Annotated in this window: 21 protein-coding genes; 6 read left to right on the plus strand and 15 right to left on the minus strand. The window is 60.7% G+C overall.

Annotated elements, in window-relative coordinates; all coding sequences use genetic code 11:
- Positions 1 to 58: 58 nt before the first annotated feature.
- From J3A98_RS10405 to J3A98_RS10435, 7 genes are all read right to left on the minus strand, one after another.
- Positions 59 to 1,240 (minus strand): lipid-transfer protein, encoded by a 1,182-nt coding sequence (locus J3A98_RS10405; RefSeq protein ID WP_209965893.1) that lies wholly within the window; start codon positions 1,238 to 1,240, stop codon positions 59 to 61.
- 12 nt (positions 1,241 to 1,252) lie between these two features.
- Positions 1,253 to 1,594, minus strand: coding sequence for a hypothetical protein (locus tag J3A98_RS10410; protein ID WP_347275855.1), 342 nt, complete (start codon positions 1,592 to 1,594; stop codon positions 1,253 to 1,255).
- 1 nt (position 1,595) lies between these two features.
- Positions 1,596 to 2,954 (minus strand): acyclic terpene utilization AtuA family protein, encoded by a 1,359-nt coding sequence (locus J3A98_RS10415; protein WP_209965895.1) that lies wholly within the window; start codon positions 2,952 to 2,954, stop codon positions 1,596 to 1,598.
- A gap of 5 nt (positions 2,955 to 2,959) precedes the next feature.
- Positions 2,960 to 3,457 carry a MaoC/PaaZ C-terminal domain-containing protein gene (locus J3A98_RS10420; RefSeq protein WP_209965898.1) on the minus strand — a complete coding sequence of 166 codons (498 nt, stop codon included), beginning with the start codon at positions 3,455 to 3,457 and terminating at the stop codon, positions 2,960 to 2,962.
- A 32-nt stretch (positions 3,458 to 3,489) separates the two neighbouring features.
- On the minus strand, positions 3,490 to 4,635 hold the full coding sequence (locus J3A98_RS10425) for an acyl-CoA dehydrogenase family protein (RefSeq protein WP_209965901.1): 1,146 nt from the start codon (positions 4,633 to 4,635) through the stop codon (positions 3,490 to 3,492).
- Between the two features lie 281 nt (positions 4,636 to 4,916).
- Positions 4,917 to 6,395: an aldehyde dehydrogenase gene (locus tag J3A98_RS10430; protein WP_209965903.1), complete on the minus strand. Its 1,479-nt coding sequence runs from the start codon at positions 6,393 to 6,395 to the stop codon at positions 4,917 to 4,919.
- A 20-nt stretch (positions 6,396 to 6,415) separates the two neighbouring features.
- A complete protein-coding gene (locus tag J3A98_RS10435; RefSeq protein WP_209965906.1) occupies positions 6,416 to 8,035 on the minus strand; it encodes a GMC family oxidoreductase N-terminal domain-containing protein in 1,620 nt (539 codons plus the stop codon).
- Between the two features lie 307 nt (positions 8,036 to 8,342).
- Between J3A98_RS10435 and J3A98_RS10440 the strand changes: the two genes are divergently transcribed.
- Positions 8,343 to 9,206, plus strand: a complete 864-nt coding sequence (locus J3A98_RS10440) for an alpha/beta hydrolase (protein WP_209965908.1) — start codon at positions 8,343 to 8,345, stop codon at positions 9,204 to 9,206.
- Positions 9,207 to 9,341: 135 nt separating this feature from the next.
- Here J3A98_RS10440 and J3A98_RS10445 read toward each other — a convergent pair whose 3' ends face one another.
- Positions 9,342 to 10,619: an OprD family outer membrane porin gene (locus tag J3A98_RS10445; RefSeq protein WP_209969815.1), complete on the minus strand. Its 1,278-nt coding sequence runs from the start codon at positions 10,617 to 10,619 to the stop codon at positions 9,342 to 9,344.
- A gap of 421 nt (positions 10,620 to 11,040) precedes the next feature.
- On the opposite strand from J3A98_RS10445, the gene J3A98_RS10450 reads away from it, so the two are divergent.
- On the plus strand, positions 11,041 to 11,964 hold the full coding sequence (locus tag J3A98_RS10450) for a LysR family transcriptional regulator (protein WP_209965911.1): 924 nt from the start codon (positions 11,041 to 11,043) through the stop codon (positions 11,962 to 11,964).
- 47 nt (positions 11,965 to 12,011) lie between these two features.
- Here the strand turns inward: J3A98_RS10450 and J3A98_RS10455 are convergent, their stop codons facing one another.
- Positions 12,012 to 13,430 carry an acetyl-CoA hydrolase/transferase C-terminal domain-containing protein gene (locus J3A98_RS10455; RefSeq protein WP_245355149.1) on the minus strand — a complete coding sequence of 473 codons (1,419 nt, stop codon included), beginning with the start codon at positions 13,428 to 13,430 and terminating at the stop codon, positions 12,012 to 12,014.
- A 314-nt stretch (positions 13,431 to 13,744) separates the two neighbouring features.
- On the opposite strand from J3A98_RS10455, the gene J3A98_RS10460 reads away from it, so the two are divergent.
- Genes J3A98_RS10460 through J3A98_RS10475 form a run of 4 tightly spaced genes read left to right on the plus strand, consistent with a single transcriptional unit; the run spans position 13,745 to position 18,276 of the window.
- Positions 13,745 to 15,724 carry an FUSC family protein gene (locus tag J3A98_RS10460; protein ID WP_209965913.1) on the plus strand — a complete coding sequence of 660 codons (1,980 nt, stop codon included), beginning with the start codon at positions 13,745 to 13,747 and terminating at the stop codon, positions 15,722 to 15,724.
- A complete protein-coding gene (locus J3A98_RS10465; protein WP_209965915.1) occupies positions 15,714 to 15,923 on the plus strand; it encodes a DUF1656 domain-containing protein in 210 nt (69 codons plus the stop codon). The genes J3A98_RS10460 and J3A98_RS10465 overlap by 11 nt, the downstream gene beginning before the upstream one ends.
- Complete coding sequence (locus J3A98_RS10470; protein WP_209965917.1) at positions 15,920 to 16,795, plus strand: HlyD family secretion protein; 876 nt, start codon at positions 15,920 to 15,922, stop codon at positions 16,793 to 16,795. Before J3A98_RS10465 ends, J3A98_RS10470 begins: the two co-directional genes overlap by 4 nt.
- Positions 16,792 to 18,276 carry an efflux transporter outer membrane subunit gene (locus tag J3A98_RS10475; protein WP_209965919.1) on the plus strand — a complete coding sequence of 495 codons (1,485 nt, stop codon included), beginning with the start codon at positions 16,792 to 16,794 and terminating at the stop codon, positions 18,274 to 18,276. The genes J3A98_RS10470 and J3A98_RS10475 overlap by 4 nt, the downstream gene beginning before the upstream one ends.
- Positions 18,277 to 18,392: 116 nt before the next feature.
- Here the strand turns inward: J3A98_RS10475 and J3A98_RS10480 are convergent, their stop codons facing one another.
- The 6 genes from J3A98_RS10480 to dctP all read right to left on the minus strand — a co-directional run bounded on the left by J3A98_RS10480 (position 18,393) and on the right by dctP (position 24,601).
- The gene (locus tag J3A98_RS10480) at positions 18,393 to 19,316 is read right to left on the minus strand and encodes an alpha/beta hydrolase (protein WP_209965921.1); all 924 of its coding nucleotides are present in this window, start codon (positions 19,314 to 19,316) and stop codon (positions 18,393 to 18,395) included.
- 46 nt (positions 19,317 to 19,362) lie between these two features.
- Complete coding sequence (locus J3A98_RS10485; RefSeq protein ID WP_209965923.1) at positions 19,363 to 20,613, minus strand: CoA transferase; 1,251 nt, start codon at positions 20,611 to 20,613, stop codon at positions 19,363 to 19,365.
- Between the two features lie 58 nt (positions 20,614 to 20,671).
- On the minus strand, positions 20,672 to 21,472 hold the full coding sequence (locus tag J3A98_RS10490) for an SDR family oxidoreductase (protein WP_209965925.1): 801 nt from the start codon (positions 21,470 to 21,472) through the stop codon (positions 20,672 to 20,674).
- 195 nt (positions 21,473 to 21,667) lie between these two features.
- Entirely contained in the window at positions 21,668 to 22,951 is a 1,284-nt protein-coding gene (locus J3A98_RS10495) for a TRAP transporter large permease (protein ID WP_209965928.1), read from the minus strand.
- 1 nt (position 22,952) lies between these two features.
- Entirely contained in the window at positions 22,953 to 23,462 is a 510-nt protein-coding gene (locus J3A98_RS10500) for a TRAP transporter small permease (protein ID WP_209965930.1), read from the minus strand.
- 26 nt (positions 23,463 to 23,488) lie between these two features.
- A complete protein-coding gene (gene dctP, locus J3A98_RS10505; RefSeq protein ID WP_209965932.1) occupies positions 23,489 to 24,601 on the minus strand; it encodes a TRAP transporter substrate-binding protein DctP in 1,113 nt (370 codons plus the stop codon).
- Between the last annotated feature and the right edge of the window lie 255 nt (positions 24,602 to 24,856).

Below are 24,856 nucleotides of genomic sequence, written 5' to 3' on the forward strand. Positions count from 1 at the left end.
GTCAGCGGTTAGCCGTGAGACCGGACATGGCCTGATGGCCAGGCCCGGTCTGGCTCCATCAGGTCCGCCGGTACATCGTCACCACGCAGGCACCACCTAGGCCGATGTTGTGCTGCAATGCAATCCGAGCGTTCTCCACCTGGCGTTTACCGGCCTGGCCACGCAGGTGCCAGACCAGTTCGGTGCACTGGGCCAGGCCTGTGGCACCGAGGGGGTGACCCTTGGACATCAGACCACCCGACGGGTTGACGACATACTTGCCGCCATAGGTGTTGTCCCTGTCGGCGATGAACTGCTCCGCGCCGCCCTCCGGGCACAGCCCCAGGCCTTCGTAGCTGATGACCTCGTTGGGCGTGAAGCAATCGTGCAACTCCACGACGTTCACGTCCTGCGGGCCAATACCGGCCGCCTCGTAGACCTGCTGCGCGGCGCTGCGGGTCATATCGGCACCCACCAGGTTCAGCAGATCGAGCTTGCTGGCCTCGGTGTCGGTCGTCATCGACTGGGCCACGATCTCCACGGCATTGGTGATGCCGTGGCGGGTGGCAAAGGCTTCACTGCAAACGATCGCCGCTGCTGCACCGCAGGTGGGAGGGCAGGCCATCAAACGGGTCATGTGAGGATACATCGGCGCAGCCGCCAGCACCTCCTCGACCGTCAAGGGCTTGTTGAATAGGGAGTAGGGGTTGTTCACTGCATGGCTACGGGTCTTCACGGCCACCTTGGCAAAGATGTCCGGGTTGGCACCATAGCGGTTGATGTATTCCCATCCAGCTGCACCGAATGCCTTGATCGCTCGCGGGGCCTCCTGTGGCAGTTGCGGTGCCAGCACATCGCGCCGCTCATGGATCCAGCCCACGGGGGATGTGCGATCAGTGAAGGCACTGCCCAGTGCGCCTGGTTGCATCTCCTCGAAGCCGAACGCCAATGCACACTCGACGACACCTGCCTCTACAGCCTGGCGTGCCAGGAACAGCGCAGAGGAACCGGAGGCGCAGTAGTTGTTCAGGTTGAACACCGGAATGCCGGTCATTCCCACGCCATAGGCCACCCGCTGGCCGCAGGTGCTGTCGCCATAGACGTAGCCGGCAAAGGCCTGCTGCACCTGATCGTAGCGGATGCCGGCGTCCTCCAAAGCACCCTGGATGGCCTTGGCGCCCATGACCTCGTAGGGCTCATGCGCCCCTGGCTTGGCGAACTTGACCATGTTCACGCCAATGATTCTGGCTTTGTTACCCATGTCGGTTCTCCTTCAATGCATCAACTGCAGATCGCTTTCATCGACATCCAGAACGATGCGCAGGATGGCCTGGCACATGGTCTTGCCGGTGAAGTCGATACGCAGACTGCGTGTGGCGCCGCCGCCGAGCGAGTTACGCAGCACGAAGTTCATCGCGTGCAGGGTGCGTACCTCATAACGCTCCACCGGCCCCTTGGACATTTCGCCGAAGAACGCCTTGACGCGCTCTGCGGTCAGGTGCTTTTGCAGCAAGGGGTAGAAGCGCGGCTCTTTGGCGATGACAGCAATGTTGCTGATGTCGCCCTTGTCGCCAGAGCGGGCGTATACCAGGTCTTTCAGTTGCAGCTTGGCCATTTCAAAGCTCCCGGATCTCGACGTTCTGTACGACTTGCTCGCGTTCGATCAGCGTGGGCCAGAGGGCAAACACTTCGCGTGGGGCGGGCGTGTTCAACTGGCCAGTGGAACCGATGGGGCCAGTTCCCATCAGCATCACGCACTCACGGGCGACTTTGCTGGCTTCGGCGCGGTTGGCGCACTTTGCCGCCACGCGAATGCGCACTTCGTTGATGTCCTCGTCGGGCTCGGGGGAGGCCGACCAGTGGCAGGAGTCGACACCGACCATGTCGAAGCGCACTTCCTCGGCCTTCAGGTCGACCATCTCGAAGCGCTTCTTGATGATCTCGAACGAGCGCCGCGCCTTGGCCACGGCATCCGGCCAAGTCACCGAGGACTCGACTTCGCCGATGTAACCGTCGGTGTAGGCGATACCGGCCTTGAGCGTGGCCGGTGCCGGCTTGCCACGGGCGCCCCAGACCTTGACGCGGTCCTTGGCCACTTCCTGCATCTGCACCTGGGTGAAGTCGGTGATGACCTCGGGCATAAGGTAGTTGCCTGGGTCATGCACTTCATAGAGCAGGTGTTCGGTGAGCGTTACCTTGTTGACCAGGCCGCCAGTCCCGTCCACCTTGGTGATGAACAGCTCGCCTTCTTCGTTCACCTCGGCGATGGGATAGCCGATGTTCCAGGGCTCTGGCACTTCCTTCCACAGGCTGGTGATACCGCCGGAGCAGGCCGCGCCGCACTCGATCAGGTGGCCGGCGGTGATGCCGATGGCCAGCCTGTCCCAGTCGTCCCATTTCCAGCCGAATTCATGGACCAGTGGTGCCAGGATGGCGGCGTCGTCGGTCGCGCGGTCGGAGATGATGATGTCGCAGCCGGCCTGCAGCGCCTCCACGTAGCCATAGGCGCCGGAGTAGACGTACGAGCCGACGATGCGTTCACGCACCCGCCCCAGGTCGGTGTCACCGGTGTCCAGGTTGGTGAAGCGCACGCCCTTGTCGAGCAGCTCCTCCACCTTGTGCTGGATGTCGTTGGTGGTGACGATACCCACCTTTAGCCGGGTGATGCCCACCTCCCTGGCCGCTGCCAGGATGGTGTCGGCGCAGGCTTGGGGGTTGGCCGCGCCGGCGTTGGTGAGGATCTTGATGCCTTTTTCCAGACAGATCGGCAGTACGCCGCGCACCACCGCTCGGATGGCCGGCACGAAACCGTGCTCCGGGTTCTTCTGGCGCATCTTCTGCAGCAGTGGAATGGTCGGCTCGCCGAGGAAGTCGTAAGCCAGATACTGCACGTTGCCGTGCTTGGCGATCTCGATGGCAGGGTCGAGGTTGTCACCCCAGAACCCGCTACCGGAGCCGATACGAATGGTCTTCATGGCGATTAGCCTTTCGGGGTAGGCAGGGTGGAGGCCACCAGGGCATCGAGGTCTTCGCGCTTGCGCAGCATCAGCAGGCTCCATTCGCCCTGTTGCACCACATCGCCGTCCTGGTTCAGCACCTGCATCAGGAACTTGATCACACCGTATTTGTCGTCCTTGACCTTCTTGCCGATCACGGTGGCACGGGCATAGACGGTGTCATCGATCAACACGGGCTTGAGAAAGCGCATGTTGTCGATGCCGTAGTTGGCCTGGAAGCCCAGGCCGAACTGCACCAGGCCGGTGGCGATGGAGTAGGTGAGGGCACCTTGCACCAGGCGCTTGCCGAAGCGGGTCTTGGACGAATAAACAGTGTTGGAATGAATCGCGATCCAGTTACCGGTCAGTGCGCAGTAGTTCACCACGTCGGTTTCGGTGATGGTGCGGCCACCGGAGGCGAAGACCTGGCCCTCCTCCAGCTCGTCGAAGGTCTGGTTGATCTGGTTGTTGATCAGGCTCATGGCAGTTTCCTTGTTTCGTATCAGGCGTCGGCTCAGTTCAAGCGCATGGATTTGGCGATGATGGTTCGCTGGATCTGCGAAGTGCCGCCACCGATGGTGCATTGAATGCTTTCGCGCAGGTAGCGCTCCATGTCGGCTTCGGGCAGGTTGGCGAAGCCGCCAAGAATCTGCATGCCATCGAGCGCGCACTGCTTGAGGGTTTCGGAGGCAAACAGCTTGGCCATGGATGTTTCCTTCGGCGCGGATTGGCCTTCGTTCTTGGCTACCGCGGCGCGGTATACGAGCAGGCGTGCAGCATCGACCCGGGTCTGGTTCTCTGCCAACATGTGTTTGAGCACCTGAAAGTTGAAGAGCGGCTGGCCGAACTGGGTGCGTTGGTGCGCATAGCGGTTGGCGTTGTTCACTGCCTCCTGGGCATTGCCTGTATAGGCAGCAGCGACGGCGCAACGCTCAAGTTCAAGGTGATTGAGGATGATTTCATGACCTTGGCCTTCGACACCGAGGATCATGTCACCGGGAATCACAACATTGTCGAGGAAGATCTCGGTGGTGCCGGTTGCATGGCGCGACAACGTGGGGAGCTTGTTGATGACCAAACCCGGAGTCGTGTTTGGGATGAGCATCATGGAGAGACCACCGTGCTTGTCATTCATGTCGGTGCGCACGAGCATTGCAATGACGGTGTCGTTGGCATGCGCGCCGGAGCAGTACAACTTGGAACCGTTGATGACCCAGTCGCCGTTCTCGTTCTTCTTGGCATGGGTCTTCGTCGCGAACACGTCCGAGCCGGCATTGGGCTCGGTCATCGACACGGAGAAACGAATCTTGCCTTCGATGAAGGGCTGGATGTACATGTCCCGCTGCTTCTGCGTGCCGTACTTGGCAATGTTCATGGCGGTGAAGGTAGGCACCAGGATAGAGGCGGCGAAATCGAACCCGTACTTGCCCAAACCTTCGGCCATCAAGATGTAGTCAAAAACGCTGCCGCCGGCGCCGCCTTCCTCTTCAGAGAACAGCAGGCCAAGCCAGCCTTGCTCGGCGACCTTTGCGTAGGCTTCGTAGGGATAGTCACGGTTGATGTCGCACTTGCGGATGTATTCGCAGGTAACTTCTTTGTCCATGAAGCGGTTTACGCTGTCGAGCCACATTTGTTGTGAATCGTCGAGGAAGTTGGCCATCGCCGGGGTCCTTTTAGGTTGTTGTGTAGACACCCCGTAAGCTAGGCCGCAGAGCCCGGCAAACCAAGTTGCGAATTTTGAAGTCTGATTTCGAGAAGATTGAAGTGACGCTCGCTAGGTCGTTTGCTGCGTCTTCAGAGCATGGTTTTCAAGCGCGCGAAAATCTTATGGTGCGCTTGCGAGGTGCTGTGCAGTAAAGCAATGGGAGATGACCACTGCAGGCCGGTCGCGCCGGCCTTTCGTTGCCATAGAGTTGAGTGCAACCGGCCAGCGCAGCGCGTTCACTCTACAGGTAGGTCGAGCACCACCGCTTTGGATTCCAGGAAGGCTTCGAGGCCACCTTCGCCGCCTTCACGGCCAATGCCCGACTGCTTGAAACCGCCGAAGCCGATCGAGAAGTCATAGCGCGAAGCGTTGTGGCCAACCGTACCTGCGCGCAATTGCCGCGCCACCTGCATGGCTCGCTCAGGATCCTGGGTGAACACCGTGGCATTGAGGCCAAAGATGGTGTCGTTGGCCATTTCGATCGCATGCTGCTCGTTGTCGGCGGCAATGACCGATAGCACCGGCCCGAAAAATTCATGCTGGGCCGCGAAGGAGCGATTGTCGACATCGGCGAATACCGTGGGCTCAAAGAAGAACCCGCGTTGCAGGTGCTTGGGCCTGCCGCCACCGGTAGCTAATTTGGCGCCGTCGGCAATACTTTGGGCCACTAGCCGTTCCACGTTGTCTCGCTGGCGTGATGTGGCCAAGGGGCCCATCGTCGTGCCGGTATCGAACGGGTCGCCCGGCACAGCTTCCCTCGCGGCACTTACCAGCGCTTCGACCATCGCGTTGTGCTTGTTGCGAGGCACAATAATCCGGGTCAGGCTGGCGCAAACCTGCCCTGACAGGTAGCTGAAATACGGGGCGCCAAGGGCCTTGGCGGCGACTCCTATGTCGTAGTCGTCCAGCACCAGCGCGGGTGACTTGCCGCCTAGCTCCAGTGTGACCCGTGCTACGCGTTCCGAGGCCACCGCGCTGATGCGCCGCCCTGCCGCAGTGGAGCCCGTGAAGGTGATCTTGTCAACGCCAGGGTTGCTGACCAGCGTCTCGGACACATCGCGCTCGGCCGTCACCATGTTCACCACACCCGGTGGCAGCCCGACCTCCTGACAGACCTGCGCGAACAGATAGCCGGAGCAGGGGGCTTCAGGGGAGTTTTTGATGATGACCGTGCAACCGGCCAGCAGGGCGGGCGCGACCTTGTAGGCGATCAGCCCCGCCGGACCGTTCCACGGAACGATGGCCAGCGTGACCCCCACCGGCTCCTGCACGGCATAGCCTTGGTGACCGCTGCCGGAGGTGATGGGCTTGATGAACGGGTAGGTGTGGGCCAGCGCCGCATACTGGCGGAAAGCGCCACTGAGGTATTGGCCTACGCGAGGTTGGGCGATGCGGTACAGGATGCCGGACTCGATCGTCCAGATACGGGCGAACTCGTCATTGAGTGCCTCAAGGCGCTGGGCGATCTTTTCCAAGTAGCCGGCCCGCTCGGTGGGGGTCATGCGCGGCCAGTGGCCATGGTCGAATGCCTGGCGGGCGGCCTGCACGGCGGCGGCCACATCAGCCTCCTCGGCCTTGGCCACGCGGGCGACGACCTCTTCGGTAGCGCAGTTGAGCACCGCGAAGGTGTCCACTGTAGAGGGTTTGACCCATTGCCCCCCGATGAACAGGCAATCAGCATGGGGGATGTTCAGGGTCTGACCTGGGTTCGTCATGGCGATGGGTCCTTGAAGTGTCAGGCTGCCAAAGTACGGGCGGTGAGCGCGTCGGCACGGATCATGTCCGCTCCCTTTTCACCGATCATGATGCAGGGGGCATTGGTGTTCCCCGTGGGGATGACCGGCATGATCGAGGCATCGATGACCCGGAGCCGACGAAGGCCGTGCGCGCGTAGCTGGGCATCGACCACGGCATCGCCATCGTTGCCCATCTTGCAGGTACCTACCGGGTGCCAGCCTGTTCCGCCGAATCGCTTGATGTAGTCGAACAATTCATCGTCGCTTGTGCACTGCGGGCCAGGTTTGATCTCCTCGACCACCCGTTGCGCAAGCGGCTGCGTCTGCAGGATCTGGCGCAGTTGGCGCAGCCCGGCGATGTGCCGGCGTATGTCGCTTTCATCACTGAAGTAGTTGGGGTGAAGGAGCGGAGCGTCCAGCGGGTTGGCGCTCGCCAGCTCCAGATAGCCGCGCGAGCGGGGTGAGAGCAGCACCACCGAGGCGGACAGGCCTGGGTAGTTGTCGGCGGCGACTTCGCCTGATGCGGTAGCCGAAAAGCTCATAGGATTGAGGGACAGCTGCAGGTCGACCCGTTCGCCCGCTTCACTTCTGGCATACGCCGTCACAGGGGCGGCCCCCAAGGCAAGGTAACCACTGTGCGTGAGCACGTAGCGCGCGCCCTCCAGGTATTTACGCACGCCGTTCAGGCGATGGTTGACCGAGCTGGCCGGCGTGCAGCGCCACGCCATTGAGGCATACCAGTGGTCCTGTAGATTGCGGCCTACGCCCGGCAAATCCCTGCGCACGGCAATGCCGTGGCGTTGTAACTGCGCGGCAGGGCCGACTCCCGAGAGCATGAGCAACTGAGGCGAGGCGAGGGCACCTGCGCTCAGGATCACCTCGCGCGTGGCGGTGATGGCGCGGCGTTGGCTCTGGAGCTGGACTTCCACCCCCGTCGCTTCGTCGCCGTCGAACAGTATCCGCGTCACATGCGCGTTGGTCAGCATGTCGAGGTTGGGGCGGTGACGCACAGGGTGGAGAAAGGCCTTGTACGCCGAGTGGCGTTGGCCCTTCTTGATCGTGTATTGGCGAACCCCGACAGCAGGGTACGGTGGGGCATTCAGGTCGCTGGAACGTTCGATGCCGGTGTTGACGCAGGCAGTGATGAAGTCGTGCGCCGCCGGGTGGAGCTCGACCGGGTCGGTCACGTACAAGGGGCCTTGGTCGCCATGAAAGGCGTTGGCGCCGCGCATGTTGTTTTCCGAGCGCTTGAAGTAGGGCAGCACATCGTCCCAGCCCCAGCCCACGTTACCCAGTTGCGCCCAGCGATCATAGTCCTCGGGTTGGCCGCGCATGTAGATCATGCCGTTGATGGCGCTGCTGCCACCCAGGCCCTTGCCCCGGTCCCATTGCACCTGGCGCCCATCGAGTGTGGGCACGGGCGCGGTCTTGAAGCGCCAGTTGAAACGTTCGCTGCCGAAGAGCTTGGCCATGCCCGCGGGGGTATTGACCCAGAAGTCTTCCATGCTGCCACCCGCTTCGATCAATAGAACGCGAACGTGCGGATCCTCGCTGAGACGGCTCGCTACCACGCAACCCGAGGAGCCGGCACCGACCACGATATAGTCATAGTTTTCCATCGTGCGCCTCTGCCTGCGGGGCGGTCAGATGGGCATGCAATTGTGCGAACGGTTTCATGGTGCCTCCTTGGTTTTTGTTGTGCTTATTGACTCCGCACGCTATCAAACATGGATCAGGCGTCGTAAGCGGCTCGGCTTGACGAATCCTGAAGTGGCGCTTCGAAAATCATGACTTGGAGGGGCCTGGCGGAGTCTTGAAGATGACGGTTCGTCGCGATACTGACGACCGCGACGGGCGTGGGCGCCGCGCAAGATCGCTTGTAGTCGGCAGTACCGTCCATCTGGCGCCTTGTCTTGGTCCTCATACATGAACCCACGCACCTCGCTTCCCGGCACGTCCACCCCAATGCTCACCTGGACCGGCGCTCATGGCAATCGTCTGTGCGGCGATAGCTGGGGCGACCCTTCATCACGGCCTGTCGTGCTATTGCATGGTGGCGGGCAAACCCGGCATTCGTGGCGAAATACCGCACGCCAGCTGGCGCAAGCCGGCTTTCACGCAGTGACCTACGACGCCCGCGGTCATGGTGATTCGAGCTGGGTGGAGGACGGCGACTATGGCGAGATGGCCATGGCGCAGGATCTTGCCTGTGTGGCTCGTACTCTTGCTGGGCGCCCTGTGTTGATCGGCGCCTCGATGGGCGGGATGACCAGCCTACAGGCGGCGGGCGGTGGTGTGGTGGATGCGGCAGCATTGATATTGGCAGATGTCGCGCATTTGTCGTCCGGCGATGGTGTTGGCCGAGTGCGTGAATTCATGATGCGCCACGCCGAGGGCTTCGTATCGCTCGATGAGGCAGCCGACGCTATCGCGCAATACCGTGGGGATGTGCGACGTCAGGGCAACATCGCCGGATTGGGTAAGAACTTGCGCCGCGCCGTGGACGGCCGCCTCTACTGGCACTGGGACCCGCGTTTTCTCCATGCCCGGGGCGACTTGGCCGAGCGGGCTGCACGGCTTGGCCAATGCGCGCGTCGTCTCGATGTACCGACGCTAGTGGTGCGCGGCGAGCATTCCGATGTGCTGACGCGTGAGGCGGTCAGCGAATTTCTGGCGCTGTGCCCTCAAGCTCGAAAAATCGAAGTGGCGGGGGCGGGGCATATGCTGACGGGTGACGACAATAATGCCTTTGGCCAAGTGGCGATCGATTTCATCCGTCAGATGGAGTGATGAGCTGATTCGGCTCAAGCCTTCTGCGAGCAGCCTTGTGTCGCGAAAGGGCTGCCCCGTAGCTCTGGATACGGCGACAGAGACAGATAGGGCCGCGGTGCGGCCCTTCGCACTACAAAGTTGCGCCCACGAGATTCAGAACAGCGACAAGGTGTAGGTCACCAGCAAGCGATTCTGGTCCTGGTTCGGCACCGCCTCGCTGTGCAGCAAGGCATTGAGCCAGACGAAACCTAGGCCTTTTAATGGGCCGCTCTGGATAATGTAGCCCAACGACAAGTCCCGTTCCCATTCGCGCTGGTTACTGCCACTGGCCGTCTTGATTGAGTCTGAGTCCAGATACATGATTGACGCATTGAGGCCAGGCACACCGGCTGCGGCAAAGTCGTAAGCGTACTGCGCATACCGCGTGGCCTGGCCCGCGCGGGTGAAGTTGGAAGCGAGCCGGTCGGTGTACAAGTAGGTGCTGGAGCCAGCTGCCTCAACGCCACCGCTCAGGCTGGCCTGGTTCGGTTGGACAAATGCACTGTTGTCGGACACTTTCTGATAACCGGCCAGCAAGCTGTGCCCGTTAACGGTGTAGGTGAAGGTGGCGCTCCAGGTATCGTTGTCGATTTTTCCATCTCCGCCTTGTGTGAAGCCGGCCACCTGATAGCCCGCATCACCCGAGGCGTTTGCCCCCTGCGCTCGACTGCGGAAGTAACGCAGGTCAGTCTTGAACTTTTGCGTTTCGCCAATGGGCAGCGTATGTACCGCTCCCAGGAAATCCTGGCGGTAATAGTCCTTCAGCGAGGCATGGTAATACTGCAGCAAAAGGTTGCTGCCGAGTGAGTAGTCGGCCCCCGCAAAGGTGAAATTATCGCTTTGCTCGCGCCCTCCGCCCACCGCCAGCCCGGTACGATCGCTCGAGCCACGCCCGGTGGCCTTGTTCAACTTGCCTGCGACCAGGGTGAGCCTGTCGAATTCGTTTGAGGTGACCATAGCGCCCTGGAATGTCTGTTGCAGCAATCGGCCGTCATTGGCGACCAGAATGGGCAGCTTGGGGTATAGCGTACCAGCCAGCAGCTCGGTCTTTGATGCCTTGGCCTTGAAGGTCAGGCCGAGCCTGCTCCATTCGTCCGCGGGGTGATCGCCGTCCGAAGGAATCATGGAACTGCCCTGGTGGCGCCCTCTGCCGCTGTCGAGTGTCACTCCCAGTAGACCCAGGGCATTGACGCCCAGGCCGATGGGGCCATCCGTATAGCCGGACTGGTAGTCGAGCTTGAAGCCTTGTGCCAATTCAGCGGTCTTGGATGGGCCACTGGTGTTGTCGCGAAAATCATTATTGTAATAGAGCGTTCGAAAGCCCAGGTTCAGCCTGCTGTCAGACACGAATTCCGCGCGCGCGGTCATCGGGACGATGGGGCTCAACGCCATGATCAGGACGAGCGGATACAACTTTGATTCGGCCACACTACAACCCTCTTCTTATTTTTTTAAGGTGAACGCGTACCCGCGTCGGCAATGATCTTGCCGACGAGGACCAGCGGGCTTTCTCGGATAACGGACAGGGTGCTCTCGCCCGTGGTGTAACTATTGAAGGGCTAAGATGGTCGCTCAAGTGACCATTCCTGAAGCACAGATTCAGCGTGGGTGAATCGGCCGCAAGTACGCATTGGGACAGAGGTTGGCGAAGTCCGTCAGGCCCATGCGAACAGCAGCAATAGGCAAGCGGGTTGGCGGGTGAGGGGGTATAGTCGAGCTAGCGAGAAGCAGTGGAAGAGGGCGTTCGGACAACAGGTTTCGATCGCCTTCTGATAAATAATGATAAGACGATTGAGACACCTTCAGAGCGCCTATGACTTTCAACAAGATGCACCTCATCCGCCAGGTAGATCTGTTTACCTTGAAGCTATTCCTGTCTGCCGTGGAGGAACAGCAGATTGGCCTTGCAGCGATTCGCGAGAACATCGCGGCTTCGACAGCGACGAAGAGAATCCAGGATCTTGAGGAAATTGCCGGCGTGAAACTCTTGGAGCGTAATCCCAAGGGCGTACTGCCAAGCCCGGCAGGTGCGGTGCTGGTGCGCTACCTGCGCTCGATCTTCGGTCAATTGGATGACATGCGGGCGGAAATTTCCTCCTTCACCGAAGGTGTTCGTGGCGAGGTCCATGTCGCGTCGGCTCGTTCGATCATCGCGCCATTTCTGGCGCGTGAACTAGGCAACTATGCTCATGACTATCCCCTGATCGAGCTGCAACTGAGTGAGGTGGAAAATGCCGAGATCGTGCGCACTGTGGCGCATGGCGAGGCTGATGTGGGCGTTTTTGCAATGGCCCACGAAATTGACCTGAGCGGTGTCGATGTCACCCCTTATCGCAAGGACCGGATGGTAGCCATCGTGCCTCGGGAGCACCCGCTAGCGGGCCGGCAGAGTGTAACTTTCGAAGACCTGGCGCCGGAAAACATCGTTGCGGTGAAAGCTATGATACCGGCTTTCCGGGTAGCGGCGAAACGGTTGGGCCAGGAGTTCCAGACCCGCTTTAATGTCCGTAGTACCGGGGTTGCGATCAGCCTGGTGCAGGCGGGGTTCGGCGTGACGGTGCAGCCAGAGTGCCATGTCAGCCGCGACATGCTCGATACCATCGCAGTGCTCGACCTCGCTGAGCCTTGGGCCAAGCGCATAATTTCGATTGCGACGCCTCACGGGCGTTTGCCGAGCCCGGCGGCTCGTACGCTGCTGGAGTACCTGGCGGGTAGTTCAGGGGGTGTGGAGGTTTGACCTATCCGGCCGTGGGCACTGCTGTCCACGGCCAACGCTCTTGATGGCTAGCCTGGTAGATTGCCCGCGTGTACTTGGCGTTCAAGTGTTTCACGGTGTTCCGGCGCCGCTACTGCGATTAGCCTGGCTGCTCGCTGGGCAAGTGAGAGCCCGCGCAGGTCGGCGATACCGTGCTCGGTGATGATGACGCAGCCATCGCTTCGAGGCACCGTCACAGGCCCCGACAGCGCAGTAACGATTCTGCTCTGGCCACCTGCTGTGGCGGGCAGAGCAATGATTGGCACGCCGCCTCGACTCGATTGAGCGGCGCGCAGGAAATCGACGATGCCACCAACACCGCCTAGGTAGCGACCTCCGGCCATTTCCGAGTTTATCTGGCCGCTGAGGTCGACCTCGATGGCCGAGTTGATCGCCACGAACCGGTCGATTTTCCCCAGCACCTGTGGGTTGTGCGTGTAATCCGTGCCCCGCAACTCCAAAGCACGGTTCATATGAGCATAGCGACGCACCAACTCGCCGCCAATCAACACTCCACCAATGGACACATCGACATCGATGCTCTTGCAACCGTTGGTGATGATGCCTGCCAGCGCCAATTCGGCAATGCCGTCACCAATCGCGCCGGAATGCACGCCGAGTTCTCGTCGGTCGTGTAGTTGCGCCAGTACGGCATCGGGAATATTGCCGATACCGGTCTGCAAGGTGGCGCCATCTTCCACGAGGCTAGCGACATGACGCCCAATCGCGACCTCGATTGGGCCCGGGGCTGATGCGGCAGTGGCGAGGGGCTGGAGGATGCTGGGGATCAGCAAGTCGAAGTCGTTCTCCTGCAGGTAGGGGCCGCCATATGTCCAGGGGATGGAAGTATTGACCTCCGCAAGGACCACCCGCGCCGATTTGAGTGCTGGAATCAGATACTCACGAGCCATACCCAGGCTATAACGGCCCAGCGCGTCGGGGGGCGGAACTTGCAGCATCAGGACATCGATACGCAGTGCCTTCTGCTCTATCAGGCGTGGGAACTGGGAGTAGTGGGCCGGAAGGATATCCAGCACTCCCGCCTGGGCCAGCTTGCGGTTAGAGCCCGTTGCGCAGTACCCCAGAAAGTCGATGGCGTCGGCATGTCCAGGCTCGAGCAAGCTGTTTTGTCCGATACCGAGGAACACGCGTACGCGGCCCAGCGCGTGGCGCTGATTCACCAACGCCTGGATCAAGGTCAAGGGCTCTGCGTTGGCTTGCCCCCACATGATGGTATCGCTAGGGCGAATCAATGAAGTCAGGTCAGGAGCCTGGGCATCGAGCGGAGCAAGGTGTGGTGTATTCATAGGGGCGTCGGATTGTCTGGGCCTGTCGTCAGCCTGATGTTTGGTCTTGCGGGTGTGTGGAACAAATGAATATTTCGCAAGCGCAGCTTCATCGCCGACGAATTGAACGTCGTAGCGACACGCGCAGGATGGCTTTGACAACGGTTCGACCTCATCGAATCGGCGCTTTGAAATTCACGTATTGAACAAGGTGATGCCTGCCTCCAGCATTGTGCTGGCCTCCCTCTTCATAAGGTCCCTTGCGTACTGGGTTCTCCAGGCCAAGGTGGACTTCACATCGATGGTCAACGGTAGACAGATGCAGCTCCCAAAACCCTCCATCAAAGCAGCAGTGCGCAAGTGTTTGCATGGTGATGCGGGAGGGGAGCGCTGATGCGCACGATAGGCAATGAGCAGTCCTCTCGTTTTGAACGGGCCAAGTTGATCGTCCTGGCCGGATTCACGGGTAGCAGTGAATGCTGATGCGTCGCTTGCCGAGCCGAGAGGACCTGTGGTTTTCCCTGCGTACGTTCATTGCCTCGATGCTGGCGTTGTACATTGCGCTTGATCTGTCATTGGCCAATCCAATCTGGGCCATGGGTACCGTCTACATCGTCTCGCAACCGCTGCTCGGGGCGATGCGCTCAAAGACCCTCTATCGTATCGGCGGGACCTTGACCGGTGCGGCCGGAGCCCTACTACTGGTCCCGCCTCTGAGCTCCCAGCCGGTGTTGTTGATCCTTGCTGTAGCGCTATGGTCGGGGATGTTCCTATTCCTGTCGATGCTCGATCGCAGCCCTCGGACGTACCTGTTTCGCTTGCCGGCCTATACCTTGCCGTTGATCGTGTTTCCCTCGGTGCAGGCGCCTCAGTTGGTGTTCGACATCGCGCTGGCCAGAACAGAGGAAATCCTGGTCGGTATCTTCTGCGCCAACCTGGTTGCTGGCCTCGCCCTGGTGCAGCGGGCTAGTCCGGTGATACGCAAGCGGCTTACACAATGGTTCGAACATGTGGCCATGTGGGCACAAGAGCTGATGACAGGGCAGGCCGGTTCGGGCAGCCGACACCAGTTGGTCGTGGAGCTTTCGACGCTGGAGCAGTTGACCACCCACCTGGGTTTCGATACCCCTCACCGGCACGCTGTATCGCTGATGCTGCAGTTGCGCGCGCGAATGCGCCGCCTGCTGCCGCTGCTATCATCGCTGGCGGCGATGCGCCAGGCGCTGCAGCGAGAGGGCAACCTCGATCCGCTATTGCAGTTGCAGCTCAGTCAGGTGGTTGATCAACTGAGCGGCGCGGCAACGGCAGACGCTGCCGGTGAGTTTTCCGATGCCCCTCCACGGCAGAACTGGCCTGGGATCCTGGCGTGGGTCATACGCCGACGCTTGGCCCATTTCCGTGCACTCAATGGTGATTGCCAGCAGTTGCGCAAGCGCCTGATCGATATGAGTCTAGATCGTAGCCCCTTGCTGTATCCCCATGACCGTTTGGCTGGTAACGCCCATCACCTGGACCATGGCCTAGTGCTGTTCTATGCGAGTTCGGTAGCCCTGGGCATAGTCCTTTGTGGCCTGCTCTGGCTGATCTCTGGTTGGACGGCGGGGGCCAATGCCATGGTGCTGGGCATCGTCGCTTGTGCGCTGTTCTGCGCGCTAGACGAACCTGCACCGAAAATGTTGCGTTTTCTCGGCGTGAACCTGGCCAGCAGTGTGCTGGGTGGTCTGCTGTTGTTCGTGGTGTTGCCTCAGGTGGAGACGTTTGAGGCACTGGTGGCATGTCTCATGCTGCCGTGCCTGGCATTCGGGGTACTGATCCTACGCCCACAGTTCAGCACCGAAGCGATGCTGATGATTGTCTTTACCGGCAGCACGCTCGGGCTACACGGCGCATATCAGGCCGATTTCGCTGGGTTCCTGGAGGGGTGTCTGGCCAGTATCGGTGGTGCCTTGGTCGCATTATTGTGGACGATGCTGATTCGGCCCTTCGGCCGTGATGTAACCTTGGCACGGTTGCGCCAGTCCACCTTCAGGGCGCTGGCCCAACTAGCATTGTGTGGTGGCGACGACTACCCACGCCTCACCGCGCGCCTGCATGATCGCCAGGAACTGACCTGGCCCCGTCAACCGGGCATCGATGGCATGGCCGAAGTGCGTTTGGGGTTGGCCTTACTGCATCTGCGCAGGCAACTGCCCTCGATCGATGGCACCGCTCGCAGTGCCGTCGAGGAACTGCTCGACGGCCTTGGGCGGTTCTTCCTGATCTGTGCCGAGAATGGAGGGCTGAGCCTGCCCGATAGTCGCCTGCTGCCGCTCATCGACCGGGCCTTGGGCCAGCTGCTGGCGGGCACCGCATTTGCTGAACAGGACGCCAGCAGCACCCTGGTGGAGCTGCGCCTCATTTGTTACCCCGATGCACCTGCACCGGATTTGTCTGGAGTGCTCGTCCATGCTGGGTGAAGTCGACCTGTACGGTGTCTATTTGCCCAGCCTGTTGCCCATGCTGGCAATTGCCTATGTCGTGAGTACATTGTTGCGAGTGGCTTTGGCCCGATCAGGGCTGTATCGACGACTATGGCATCCCTTTCTCTTCAACCTGGCCTTGTACGTGCTCGTTCTTGGCCTTGCCACTTTCCTGGTATCGGATTGGCCCGTATGACCCGCAAGCTGAATAACCTGCTTCCCTTCATCCCGTCGTTGCTGCTGGCGGCCATCGCAATCCCGGTGGCGGTCCATTTATGGGACTACTACAGCAACTCACCCTGGACACGAGACGGTCGCGTGCGAGCCGAGGTGGTGCAGGTGGCGCCGGACGTTTCCGGTCTGATCATCCAGGTGGCGGTCGAAGACAACCAATTGGTCAAGCGCGGGCAGTTGCTGTTTAAGATCGATCGCAGCCGTTACGAGGCCCTGGTGAGACAGGCGCAGGCAAACCTGATGCAGGCACGAGCGAATCTGGGCCAGGCGCAACGGCAGGCGCGACGCAACCATGTGGTATCCGACCTAGTGGCGCGTCAGCAACTGGAAGAGGGCGATACCCGGGTCGAGCGGGCCCAGGCCACGCTGGCCGCAGCCGAAGCGGCATTGACCCTGGCACAGGTGGACCTGGTCCGAACCGAAGTGCGTAGTCCGGTGGATGGTTATGTCAATGATCAAGTACCGCGTAGCGGTGACTACATCACCACCGGGCGCCCAGTGCTTTCGATTGTCGATGAACACTCGCTGCATGTGGTTGGCTACTTCGAAGAAACCAAGCTGGAGCGTTTGCATATCGGCCAGCCAGTGGAAATACGCCTTATGGGCAGCAATGGTTTGCTGCACGGCCACGTACAGAGCGTGGCTGCAGGTATCGATGACCGTGACCGTAGTTCGGGCGAGGCGCTTTTGCCTAATGTGAACCCGGCTTTCAACTGGGTGCGTTTGGCCCAGCGTGTGCCGGTGCGGGTAGCGCTGGATGACGTACCTGGCGATCTGCGCATGGTGGCCGGGCGCACCGCGACCGTGTCTGTGCTCCAGGAGCTGTCACGATGAAGGCTGAGATTCTTGCCATTATCGTCGGGGTAGTTCTGGGCGGTTGTAGTCTTGTAGGGCCAGATTACAGGGTGGCCGATACTGCTTTGGTACGCACAGAAGCAGCCAATGGGCCGTTCCAGGCGCCAGGGGCGCGGGATCAAGCGGTGCCGGAGCACTGGCGGCTTTACGATGATCCCGAAGTCGAGCAGCTGGTGCGCGAGGCATTGGCAGCCAATACCGACCTTCGGGTGGCCACTGCCCATTTGCGCAAAGCCTTGGCAGTGGAGGCCTCGGTGACTGCTGATAGCCATCCACACGCCAGCGTCGAAGTCGATGCACGTCGTCACCAGGAGGCCCTCGAATCGTCGCCGCTTGGCGTGCGCCCAGGCGTGGTGAACGACGCGGGTGTGGGATTGACGATCAGTTACGATCTAGACCTGTTTGGTAAGCTGGCGCGTGCCGAGCAGGCGGCCCGCGCCGACAGCGATAGTGCCTTGGCGGCGCTGGAGCTTGCTCGCACTGCGGTTGTGGCGCAGACCCTGAGGGCCTATGTTCAGGGCTGCTCGGCGACGCATCAGCTGGCCGTCGCACGGCAACAGTTGGCGCTGCAGGCGCGTAGCGTGGAGGTGGTTGAACGCTTGGCAGCGGTGGGCAGTGGTAGCAAGAGCGATGTCGACCGGGCGCGCACCCAACTGGCCAGCCTGCGGGCCAACCTGCCACCGTTCGAGGCGGCTCGGGATGGGGCTGCGTACCGCCTCGCTGCGTTGCTGGGCAAAACTTCTGCGCAATTTTCCAATGAACGGCCAGCCTGCTCGCGAGAGCCACGTCTGGCCCAGCCTATTCCCGCAGGGGATGGTGGGGCGCTGCTTCGCCGGCGCCCGGACGTTCGCCAGGCCGAGCGCCAGCTGGCTGCCGCTACCGCACGTATCGGCGTAGCCATGGCAGACTTGTACCCGGACATCCGACTGGGAGCATCGGCGGGGCTGGCCGGGCGATTCGGCGACCTTGCCGAACAGTCGGCATCGCATTTCGCTTTCGGCCCACTGTTGAGCTGGACGATACCCGACAGTGGCGCTCGTGCCCGCGTCAAGGCCGCTGAAGCTGACAGCGACGCGGCGCTGGCGAATTTTGATGGTGTGGTGCTTGGTGCATTGCGTGAAACCGAAACTGCATTGACCAATTACTCAAGGGCGCTTGTACGCAATGCTGACTTGCGGGATGCGCGCGACCATGCCAAAGGCGCGGCTGTGGACGAAGACCGTCTGTACCGGGCGGGGCAATCGCCGTACCTGTCCAGTCTCGATGCCAATCGCACGCTGGCGACAGCCGAGGCAGAGCTGGCGGCATCCGATGCACAGGTGGCGCTTGATCAAGTGGATTTGTTCCGAGCCCTGGGTGGGGGATGGCGCGCTGCAGTGTCCGCGAATCGCTCGCCCGTTACAGCATCTTCGCTACCAGCCGCTCACGTTTCTCTACGAGAAAGTCCAACAATGCCCTGATTTTGGCGGGCATTTGTGAGCGCAACGAGAGACAGGCACACTATGGTGCCGTCTCTCGTTGCGCTGGTCTGGCTCCGGCAGCCCTGCTCAGTCCGGTACGTGCTTTCCCGATAGCCTTAGGACAGGTTCTCTTTAAAGAAAGGCACCAGCTTGGCCAAGGCTTGGCGCACAGGCTCGGGCTTGTCATAGAGGTCGTAGTGCGACCAGCCCGGCACCACCACCAGCTCCTTGGGCTTCGACGCTGCACGACCGATGATCTCGCAGCCGTCGCGGTAGGCACCGAATGCACCGACCTTGTCACCCACCACCACCATCAACGGCTGGGTCAGCAACACTTCGGCAAGGTGGAAAGCATCCCAACCCACGGCGTTGCCCTGATGCGAGAGCAGTGAGCGGTTCAATCCATTGGGTTTCTGCCCGCGCGGGGTGCGGTAGTACTCGGTGGCTTCGAATACGTCGATTTCAGTCGCGCCCACGCGTTTGGCGTCTTCTGGAGAAGGCGGCAGCAGGTCATCCACCCGGCGTTCGCCACCACGGGCTTCTGCTGTACGCTGCTGGGCGATGGATTCGAGCAGGGCGACAGGGTTGAAGCCACTGAACCCTTCGCGCATCAGGCGGCCATAGTTCACACCTGTGACGGTGGCCACGGCCTTGATGCGCCGCTCGGTCATCGCCGCATTGATCGAATAACCGCCACCGCCACAGAGGCCGAGTACGCCAATGTGTTGCTCGTCCACATAGGGCAGGGTTGTCAGGTAGTCGGCTACCACCCGGAAATCCTCGACCCGGTGGCTTGGGTCTTCGATGAAGCGCGGCTCACCGCCGCTGGCGCCCTGAAAGCTGGCGTCGAAGGCGATGACCACGAACCCTTCCTTGGCGAGCGCTGTGCCATAGACGTTGCCGGACGTCTGCTCCTTGCAACTGCCGATGGGGTGGGCACTGATGATGGCGGGGTACTTCTTCTGGGCATCGAAGTCCGGCGGGAAGTGCAGGTCGGCGGCAATGTTCCAGTACAGGTTGGGGATTTGGACAGTTTCCATGAACGTGCACCTCGTAGCATGTGATCAGTGATTACGGCATAAGCCTTCAGTCGGCAGCTGCCAGTGCCCCGCCTGATTCCAATACGGCTGCCACTTCGTCCTGGGCGAAGCCATATTCGTGCAGCAGCTCGGTGGTGTGTTGGCCCAGGCGCGGTGCGGGAAATCGCAACGCGCCGGGGGTGGCACTCCATTCGTGAGCCAGGCCAATGGTGCGGATGCGTCCTTCGCTTGGGTGATCCTGCTCTTCGAAGAAGTTCACGGCCTTCATGTGCTCATCGTCGAGCAGTGACTCAGGGGTGTTCATCTGCATCACGCAGATATCCGCTTCGATGAGCAGCTTTACCCACTCGGCACTGGTTCGGGTCTCGAAGGTGTGCGAAAGGAATTCGTACAGCTCACTCATATGCAGCGCCCGGCTGTGGACATCACGATACCGTGGATCCTCGGCCATTTCCGGGCGCCCCACGGCTTCGAACAGTCGTTGCCAGTGGCGATCAGTATAGATCTCCACGCTCAGGTAACCATCCAATGTGGGGAAGGGACGCCGTTCAGAACTGGTCATGCGTGCATAGCCCCAGTCGCCGAGCGCAGGCACGAATGTATGGCCATACATGTGGTCGCCCATCACGAAGTGGGCGAAGGTTTCGAACATGGGCACCGACACCGACTGGCCTTGGCCCGTTTGTCCTCGGTAGTGAAGGGCCGCCAGGATTGCATTGCTGGTGGCCATCCCAACGATGCGATCCGCGATTGCCGTGCCCACATAGCTGGGTGGGCCATCGGTCTTGCGGCTTTGTACCATCGGCACGCCAACGGCAGCCTGGATCAGGTTGTCATAGGCCGGACGCTCGGCGTAGGGGCCGCGCTGTCCAAAACCGAAGGCACCGCAGTAGATGATCCGCGGGTTGATGGCCTGCACCTGCTCGTAGGAAAGCCCGAGCCGTGTCATCGCATTGGGGCGCAGGCTGAATAGCAGGACGTCCGCCGTGGCGATCATGCGTTTGAGCGCTGCGAGGCCGCTGGGCGTTTTGAGGTTCAGCACCAGGCTGCGCTTGTTGCGGTTCAGGTGTAGGAAGATTGCCGCCATGCCCTTGTTGCGGCTGGGGCCGACGTTGCGGGTGGTATCGCCTTCAGGCGCTTCGATCTTGCAGATGTCCGCGCCCATGTCCCCCAGTAGCAGGGATGCATACGGCCCCATGAAATTCGAGGTGAGGTCCAGCACCCGCACACCGGTCAAAGGCCCGACCAGCGTGGAGTGATTGGTCAGTGGGGGGTTAGTGGCACATTGATTCGACATACCGCATTACTCCTGTTTTTGTTATTGCGTCAGTCCGCTACCGGGTGAGCCAGAGGGCTCAATGAATGGTCAGGCCACCGGTGGGGCTGACCGTGGCACCCGTGAGGTACGCAGCATCGTCGGAAGCCAGGAAGGCCACGACGCCCCCGATGTCACCGGGCGCCGCGACACCGAATGGGCTGCTGGCCACGATCTTTTCGTACTGCTTGCGGTGGTGCTCGGAAACACCGCCTTCCTGGCCCCAGGCGGCGTCCCACGACGGGGTGTCACGCACCACGGTGACGCACACGCAATTGACCCGGATCTTATCCTTGGCGAGCTCTTTGGACAGCACCTTGCTGGCCATGATCAGGCCGCCGGAGAACGTGGAGATGGCGGTCTGCCCAGGGGTGGGCGACCTGCCGCCTTCGGAGGTGACGAATACCACACTGCCGCCGCCGCGCTGGCGCATGTAGGGTACCGCTGCCTGCACTACCAGCAGTTTCGCCGCCACGGCTTGCGCCACGAACTGAGTCACCCGCTCCAGGTCGATCTCGGCAAAGGGGCCGCGTACCTGTGGTTGCCGGGCCTCATCGTCGTTGCCCCCGGCGTTGGGTACCACGATGTCTATTCCGCCGAAGCGGCGTGCCGCCTCAGCAGCTACGGCCTGCATGTCGCTTTTCGAGCGCACGTCGCCTGCAACGAAGCAGCCTTCGCCACCCAGGGTGCGTATTTGCTCGAGTACCGCCTGGGCCTTCTTTTCGTCCCGGCCATTGATGACCACACGGGCACCACGGGCGGCGAGTTGCAACGCCACACCCTTGCCAATACCACCCGTGCCACCGGTGACGATGGCGACTTTACCTTCAAGATTGTTCATTGCTACAAAGCCCCTGACTGCATGGTCGAAACTGGCGGTGCCACGCACCGCGCAGGTTTGATGAATATCAAACCCAAGGGTAGGCGCCGACACGGCCCGATCCAACTTGTGCTTTACGAAGCCCTGATTCGGTCGTATTGAAGTTGCGCCTTGGGTGAAACCGGTGCGGCGAAAGGCCTCGTCGCACCGGAGCATTTACATGTTCTGCGGCAGCCAGAGCGTCAACTGAGGGAATACCAAGAGAATCGCGATCGCGATCAATTGGGTGACCACATAGGGGAACGACCCCCTGAAGATCTGCGAGACCGGCGTCTTCGAGTACTTGGACACGATGAAACAGTTCAGACCCACCGGCGGGGTGACCATGCCGATTTCAGCGACAACGATCATGATGATGCCGAACCAGACCAAGTCGAAGCCCAGCGAGGATACCAACGGCGCGACGATGGGCACGGTGAGCACCAGGATGGCCATCTGGTCCATGAAGAAACCCAGCACCAGGTACAGGAGCACCAGCCCAAGCATGATGGTCCAGGGCGACACGTCCAGTGCTCCCACCCAGGCGATCAGGTCCTGCGTGACATGGGTCAGCGCGAACACCATGGCGAATAGTTTCGCGCCCAGGATGATGATGGCGAACATGCAAGAGGTGCGCGCCGCCCGTGCGACCAGCACTTGCAGATCGGGCAGTGAAGCGCGACCGCGGACGACATACAGGACACCAGCGAGCAATGCACCCAGCGCGGAGGCTTCGGTGGGGGTTGCGATACCGGTGTAGATGACCCCTGTGATCGCGGCAAACAGAAGCAGCACCGGCAGGACGCTCTTGAGCAGGCGCAGTTTCTCTGTCAGGGCGACCGGCTCCGACAAAGGTGCGCGCGAAGGGTCGAGCTTGACCAGGGTATAGACCGTGATGACGATCGTCAGGGTTACCAGAATGCCGGGTACTACCCCTGCCATCAGCAGCCTGCCGATGTTCACCTCGGCAATCAGTCCATAGACCACCATCGCGATGCTGGGGGGAATCAGCATCGCCAGGGTCCCGGAAATCGCCACGCAGCCACCTGCCAGGCGCGGCTCATAGCCGTGCTTGAGCATCGCCGGCAGGGACGTGGCCGACAGGGTCGCCGCAGCTGCGGAGGAGGAACCGCAGATCGCCCCGAAACCAGCCCCGGAAAAGGCCGTTGCAATACCGAGCCCGCCGGGAATACGGCCGAACCAGGCCGCGCCGGCCTTGAATAGGTCATCGGTTACGCCCGAGCGAAGCACGAACTCAGCCATCAGCAGGAACATGGGTATGGTCACGAACTCGTAGACCACCGCCGATTCGCGTGGCATCGACCCGAGCATGATGACCAACGCATCGGTACCACCGGCCCACAGAAGCCCAAGACCACCCACGATCGCCATGGCAAAGCCGATGGGGGAACCCAGGGAGATCAGCAGCAACAGGGCAATGAAAAAAGCAACGGCAATCATCTCAGGCTTCCTCGGGTTGTTCGAGAGACGCATCCTGGCCACTGCTCAATAGCAGCGAGCAGTGATGAATCAGTCGCAAGGACAGCAGCCCACTGCCGATACTGATGGGCAAGTAGCTCAACCAGACCGGCCAGTTGACGTAACCCGTGAGAAACTCGGCTGCCTTGAACGACTCGATCATGTTGAAGGTGCTGCCAATGGCGATAACCACAAACACGCAGGCGGCCAGGAGCGAGCAAGCGGTATCTGAAATCAGCTTGGTGCGCGGCCCCATGCGAGTGAGGAACAGGTCCAGTTGGATATGGTCGCCATGCCGGAAGGTATCGGAGATCGCCAGGTAGGAAATAACTACCATGAGGTAGTAGCTGATGACGTCCATTGTCCAGGGAATGGGTGAGTGGAACATGTAGCGGGCAACCGCGTCGGCGCTGATTAGCAACATGGTGATCAGCAAGCAGGTACCCGCAAGCAGTGTGCTGGACTTTTCGAGGGCTTGAATTGTCGATTTCATGGAAAGGCTCTCAGGTAAGCGGCGGGTTATTGTTCTGAAGCCACGAACAGCTGGTGGTATTCCTCAAGCAGTGCACTGCCGTCGTGATGGGCTGCATCCATGACCTGCGCCCAGCTTTCCTTGACCTGTTGCATGGCGAGCGTCAGCTTGGCCAGATCGTCGGCTGGCAACTGTGTCACGATGTGGCCATTGTCCTTGACGATCTGGTTTTTGATCCTGACGTTTTCCTCATCCAGCCATTGGCACAGTGAGGCCTGGGTGGACTGCGCTGCTTGATTCATGATGGTTTTCACATCCGCGGGCAGCGCATTCCACTTTTTGCTGTTCATTGCATACACCACGGCCGTTCCACCCAGGCTTACACCGTCTACGGAGTACTTGAGCTGGTTTTCGAGGGCGTAAGGCGTCAGCGCGTTATAGGGGTAGACGGCGCCGTCGATGGTGCCACGCGACAATGCTTCGTAGACCTCCGAAGCGGAGATCTGCACGGGCACCGCGCCCAGAGCCTGTACCGTCTTTGTCATGGCCGCCCCGGCGCCGCGGATCTTCAACCCCTCCATTGCCTCCAGGCTGGCGGTCGGTTGCTTCGAGGTCATGAAGGTATAGGGTGGCATCAGGGTCACGAACAGCACGTGAAGCCCGTGGCGGTTGTACTCGGATTTACCGATGGTGCCGGTGTCACTGATCATGGTCGCCAGCGTGCGAGTACCCTGGCATATGTTGCTGTACATGTTCGGCAGTTCAGCTACCGTGGACATTGGAAGTTTGTCCGATTCATACGCGGGAATGAAAACAGCTATATCGGCAAGCCCTGAGCGGAGCAGGCTGAAGTAGTCTTTTCCCAATTGTGCGGCGGGGTAGACTTCGAACGTTACCCTGCCGCTTGAGGCCTTCTCCACCGCCTGGGTGAATACGCCACCGCCGTGAGTCCAGGCATAGTGCTTCGCTGAGAAACGGTGAGTGAACTTCAGGTTGATTTGATCCTGTGCCACCGCGGGAAACGCACTGCACAAGCTGGCAAGGGTCAGTACCGTCGCGCATTGAAGTACAGAAGGACGCTGGTGCACGGGGCGCGTCTGAGTGGCAGATGGTTGTGCGGGCGCACGGTTTTTTAACGGTGTCTTCGAACGGAACAACATGGCTGTACCTCTGAAACTGGAATGATCTTGTTGTTGTTTCTATTCCTGTTTGGGTTCGTCGAGTTGATCAGGTCTGTTAGGTCACGGAGTCACTCCTCTGCGATGTATCACCGGGTTCGCAACCTAACCGGAGCGTGGTTGTGCGCGGGTGCGATGTTGGGATAACGATGAAGCAGAGCAGCCGATTGCGCCTGCTGTTTCGGCTGAAGAATTCGCAAGCCCCGATTCGCTCTCGGCGAACCCTGAGACTGCTTC

Source organism: Pseudomonas sp. BP6 (assembly GCF_017875935.1).
In the GTDB taxonomy this organism is placed as follows: Bacteria; Pseudomonadota; Gammaproteobacteria; order Pseudomonadales; family Pseudomonadaceae; genus Aquipseudomonas; species Aquipseudomonas putida_Y.

What these genes read in the sequence shown, in the direction of transcription:
- J3A98_RS10405 (WP_209965893.1), bottom strand. Translation starts at nt 1,240, where the DNA reads ATGGGTAACAAAGCCAGAATCATTGGCGTGAACATGGTCAAGTTCGCC.
- J3A98_RS10410 (WP_347275855.1), bottom strand. Translation starts at nt 1,594, where the DNA reads ATGGCCAAGCTGCAACTGAAAGACCTGGTATACGCCCGCTCTGGCGAC.
- J3A98_RS10415 (WP_209965895.1), bottom strand. Translation starts at nt 2,954, where the DNA reads ATGAAGACCATTCGTATCGGCTCCGGTAGCGGGTTCTGGGGTGACAAC.
- J3A98_RS10420 (WP_209965898.1), bottom strand. Translation starts at nt 3,457, where the DNA reads ATGAGCCTGATCAACAACCAGATCAACCAGACCTTCGACGAGCTGGAG.
- J3A98_RS10425 (WP_209965901.1), bottom strand. Translation starts at nt 4,635, where the DNA reads ATGGCCAACTTCCTCGACGATTCACAACAAATGTGGCTCGACAGCGTA.
- J3A98_RS10430 (WP_209965903.1), bottom strand. Translation starts at nt 6,395, where the DNA reads ATGACGAACCCAGGTCAGACCCTGAACATCCCCCATGCTGATTGCCTG.
- J3A98_RS10435 (WP_209965906.1), bottom strand. Translation starts at nt 8,035, where the DNA reads ATGGAAAACTATGACTATATCGTGGTCGGTGCCGGCTCCTCGGGTTGC.
- J3A98_RS10440 (WP_209965908.1), top strand. Translation starts at nt 8,343, where the DNA reads ATGAACCCACGCACCTCGCTTCCCGGCACGTCCACCCCAATGCTCACC.
- J3A98_RS10445 (WP_209969815.1), bottom strand. Translation starts at nt 10,619, where the DNA reads ATGGCGTTGAGCCCCATCGTCCCGATGACCGCGCGCGCGGAATTCGTG.
- J3A98_RS10450 (WP_209965911.1), top strand. Translation starts at nt 11,041, where the DNA reads ATGACTTTCAACAAGATGCACCTCATCCGCCAGGTAGATCTGTTTACC.
- J3A98_RS10460 (WP_209965913.1), top strand. Translation starts at nt 13,745, where the DNA reads ATGCTGATGCGTCGCTTGCCGAGCCGAGAGGACCTGTGGTTTTCCCTG.
- J3A98_RS10465 (WP_209965915.1), top strand. Translation starts at nt 15,714, where the DNA reads ATGCTGGGTGAAGTCGACCTGTACGGTGTCTATTTGCCCAGCCTGTTG.
- J3A98_RS10470 (WP_209965917.1), top strand. Translation starts at nt 15,920, where the DNA reads ATGACCCGCAAGCTGAATAACCTGCTTCCCTTCATCCCGTCGTTGCTG.
- J3A98_RS10475 (WP_209965919.1), top strand. Translation starts at nt 16,792, where the DNA reads ATGAAGGCTGAGATTCTTGCCATTATCGTCGGGGTAGTTCTGGGCGGT.
- J3A98_RS10480 (WP_209965921.1), bottom strand. Translation starts at nt 19,316, where the DNA reads ATGGAAACTGTCCAAATCCCCAACCTGTACTGGAACATTGCCGCCGAC.
- J3A98_RS10485 (WP_209965923.1), bottom strand. Translation starts at nt 20,613, where the DNA reads ATGTCGAATCAATGTGCCACTAACCCCCCACTGACCAATCACTCCACG.
- J3A98_RS10490 (WP_209965925.1), bottom strand. Translation starts at nt 21,472, where the DNA reads ATGAACAATCTTGAAGGTAAAGTCGCCATCGTCACCGGTGGCACGGGT.
- J3A98_RS10495 (WP_209965928.1), bottom strand. Translation starts at nt 22,951, where the DNA reads ATGATTGCCGTTGCTTTTTTCATTGCCCTGTTGCTGCTGATCTCCCTG.
- J3A98_RS10500 (WP_209965930.1), bottom strand. Translation starts at nt 23,462, where the DNA reads ATGAAATCGACAATTCAAGCCCTCGAAAAGTCCAGCACACTGCTTGCG.
- dctP (WP_209965932.1), bottom strand. Translation starts at nt 24,601, where the DNA reads ATGTTGTTCCGTTCGAAGACACCGTTAAAAAACCGTGCGCCCGCACAA.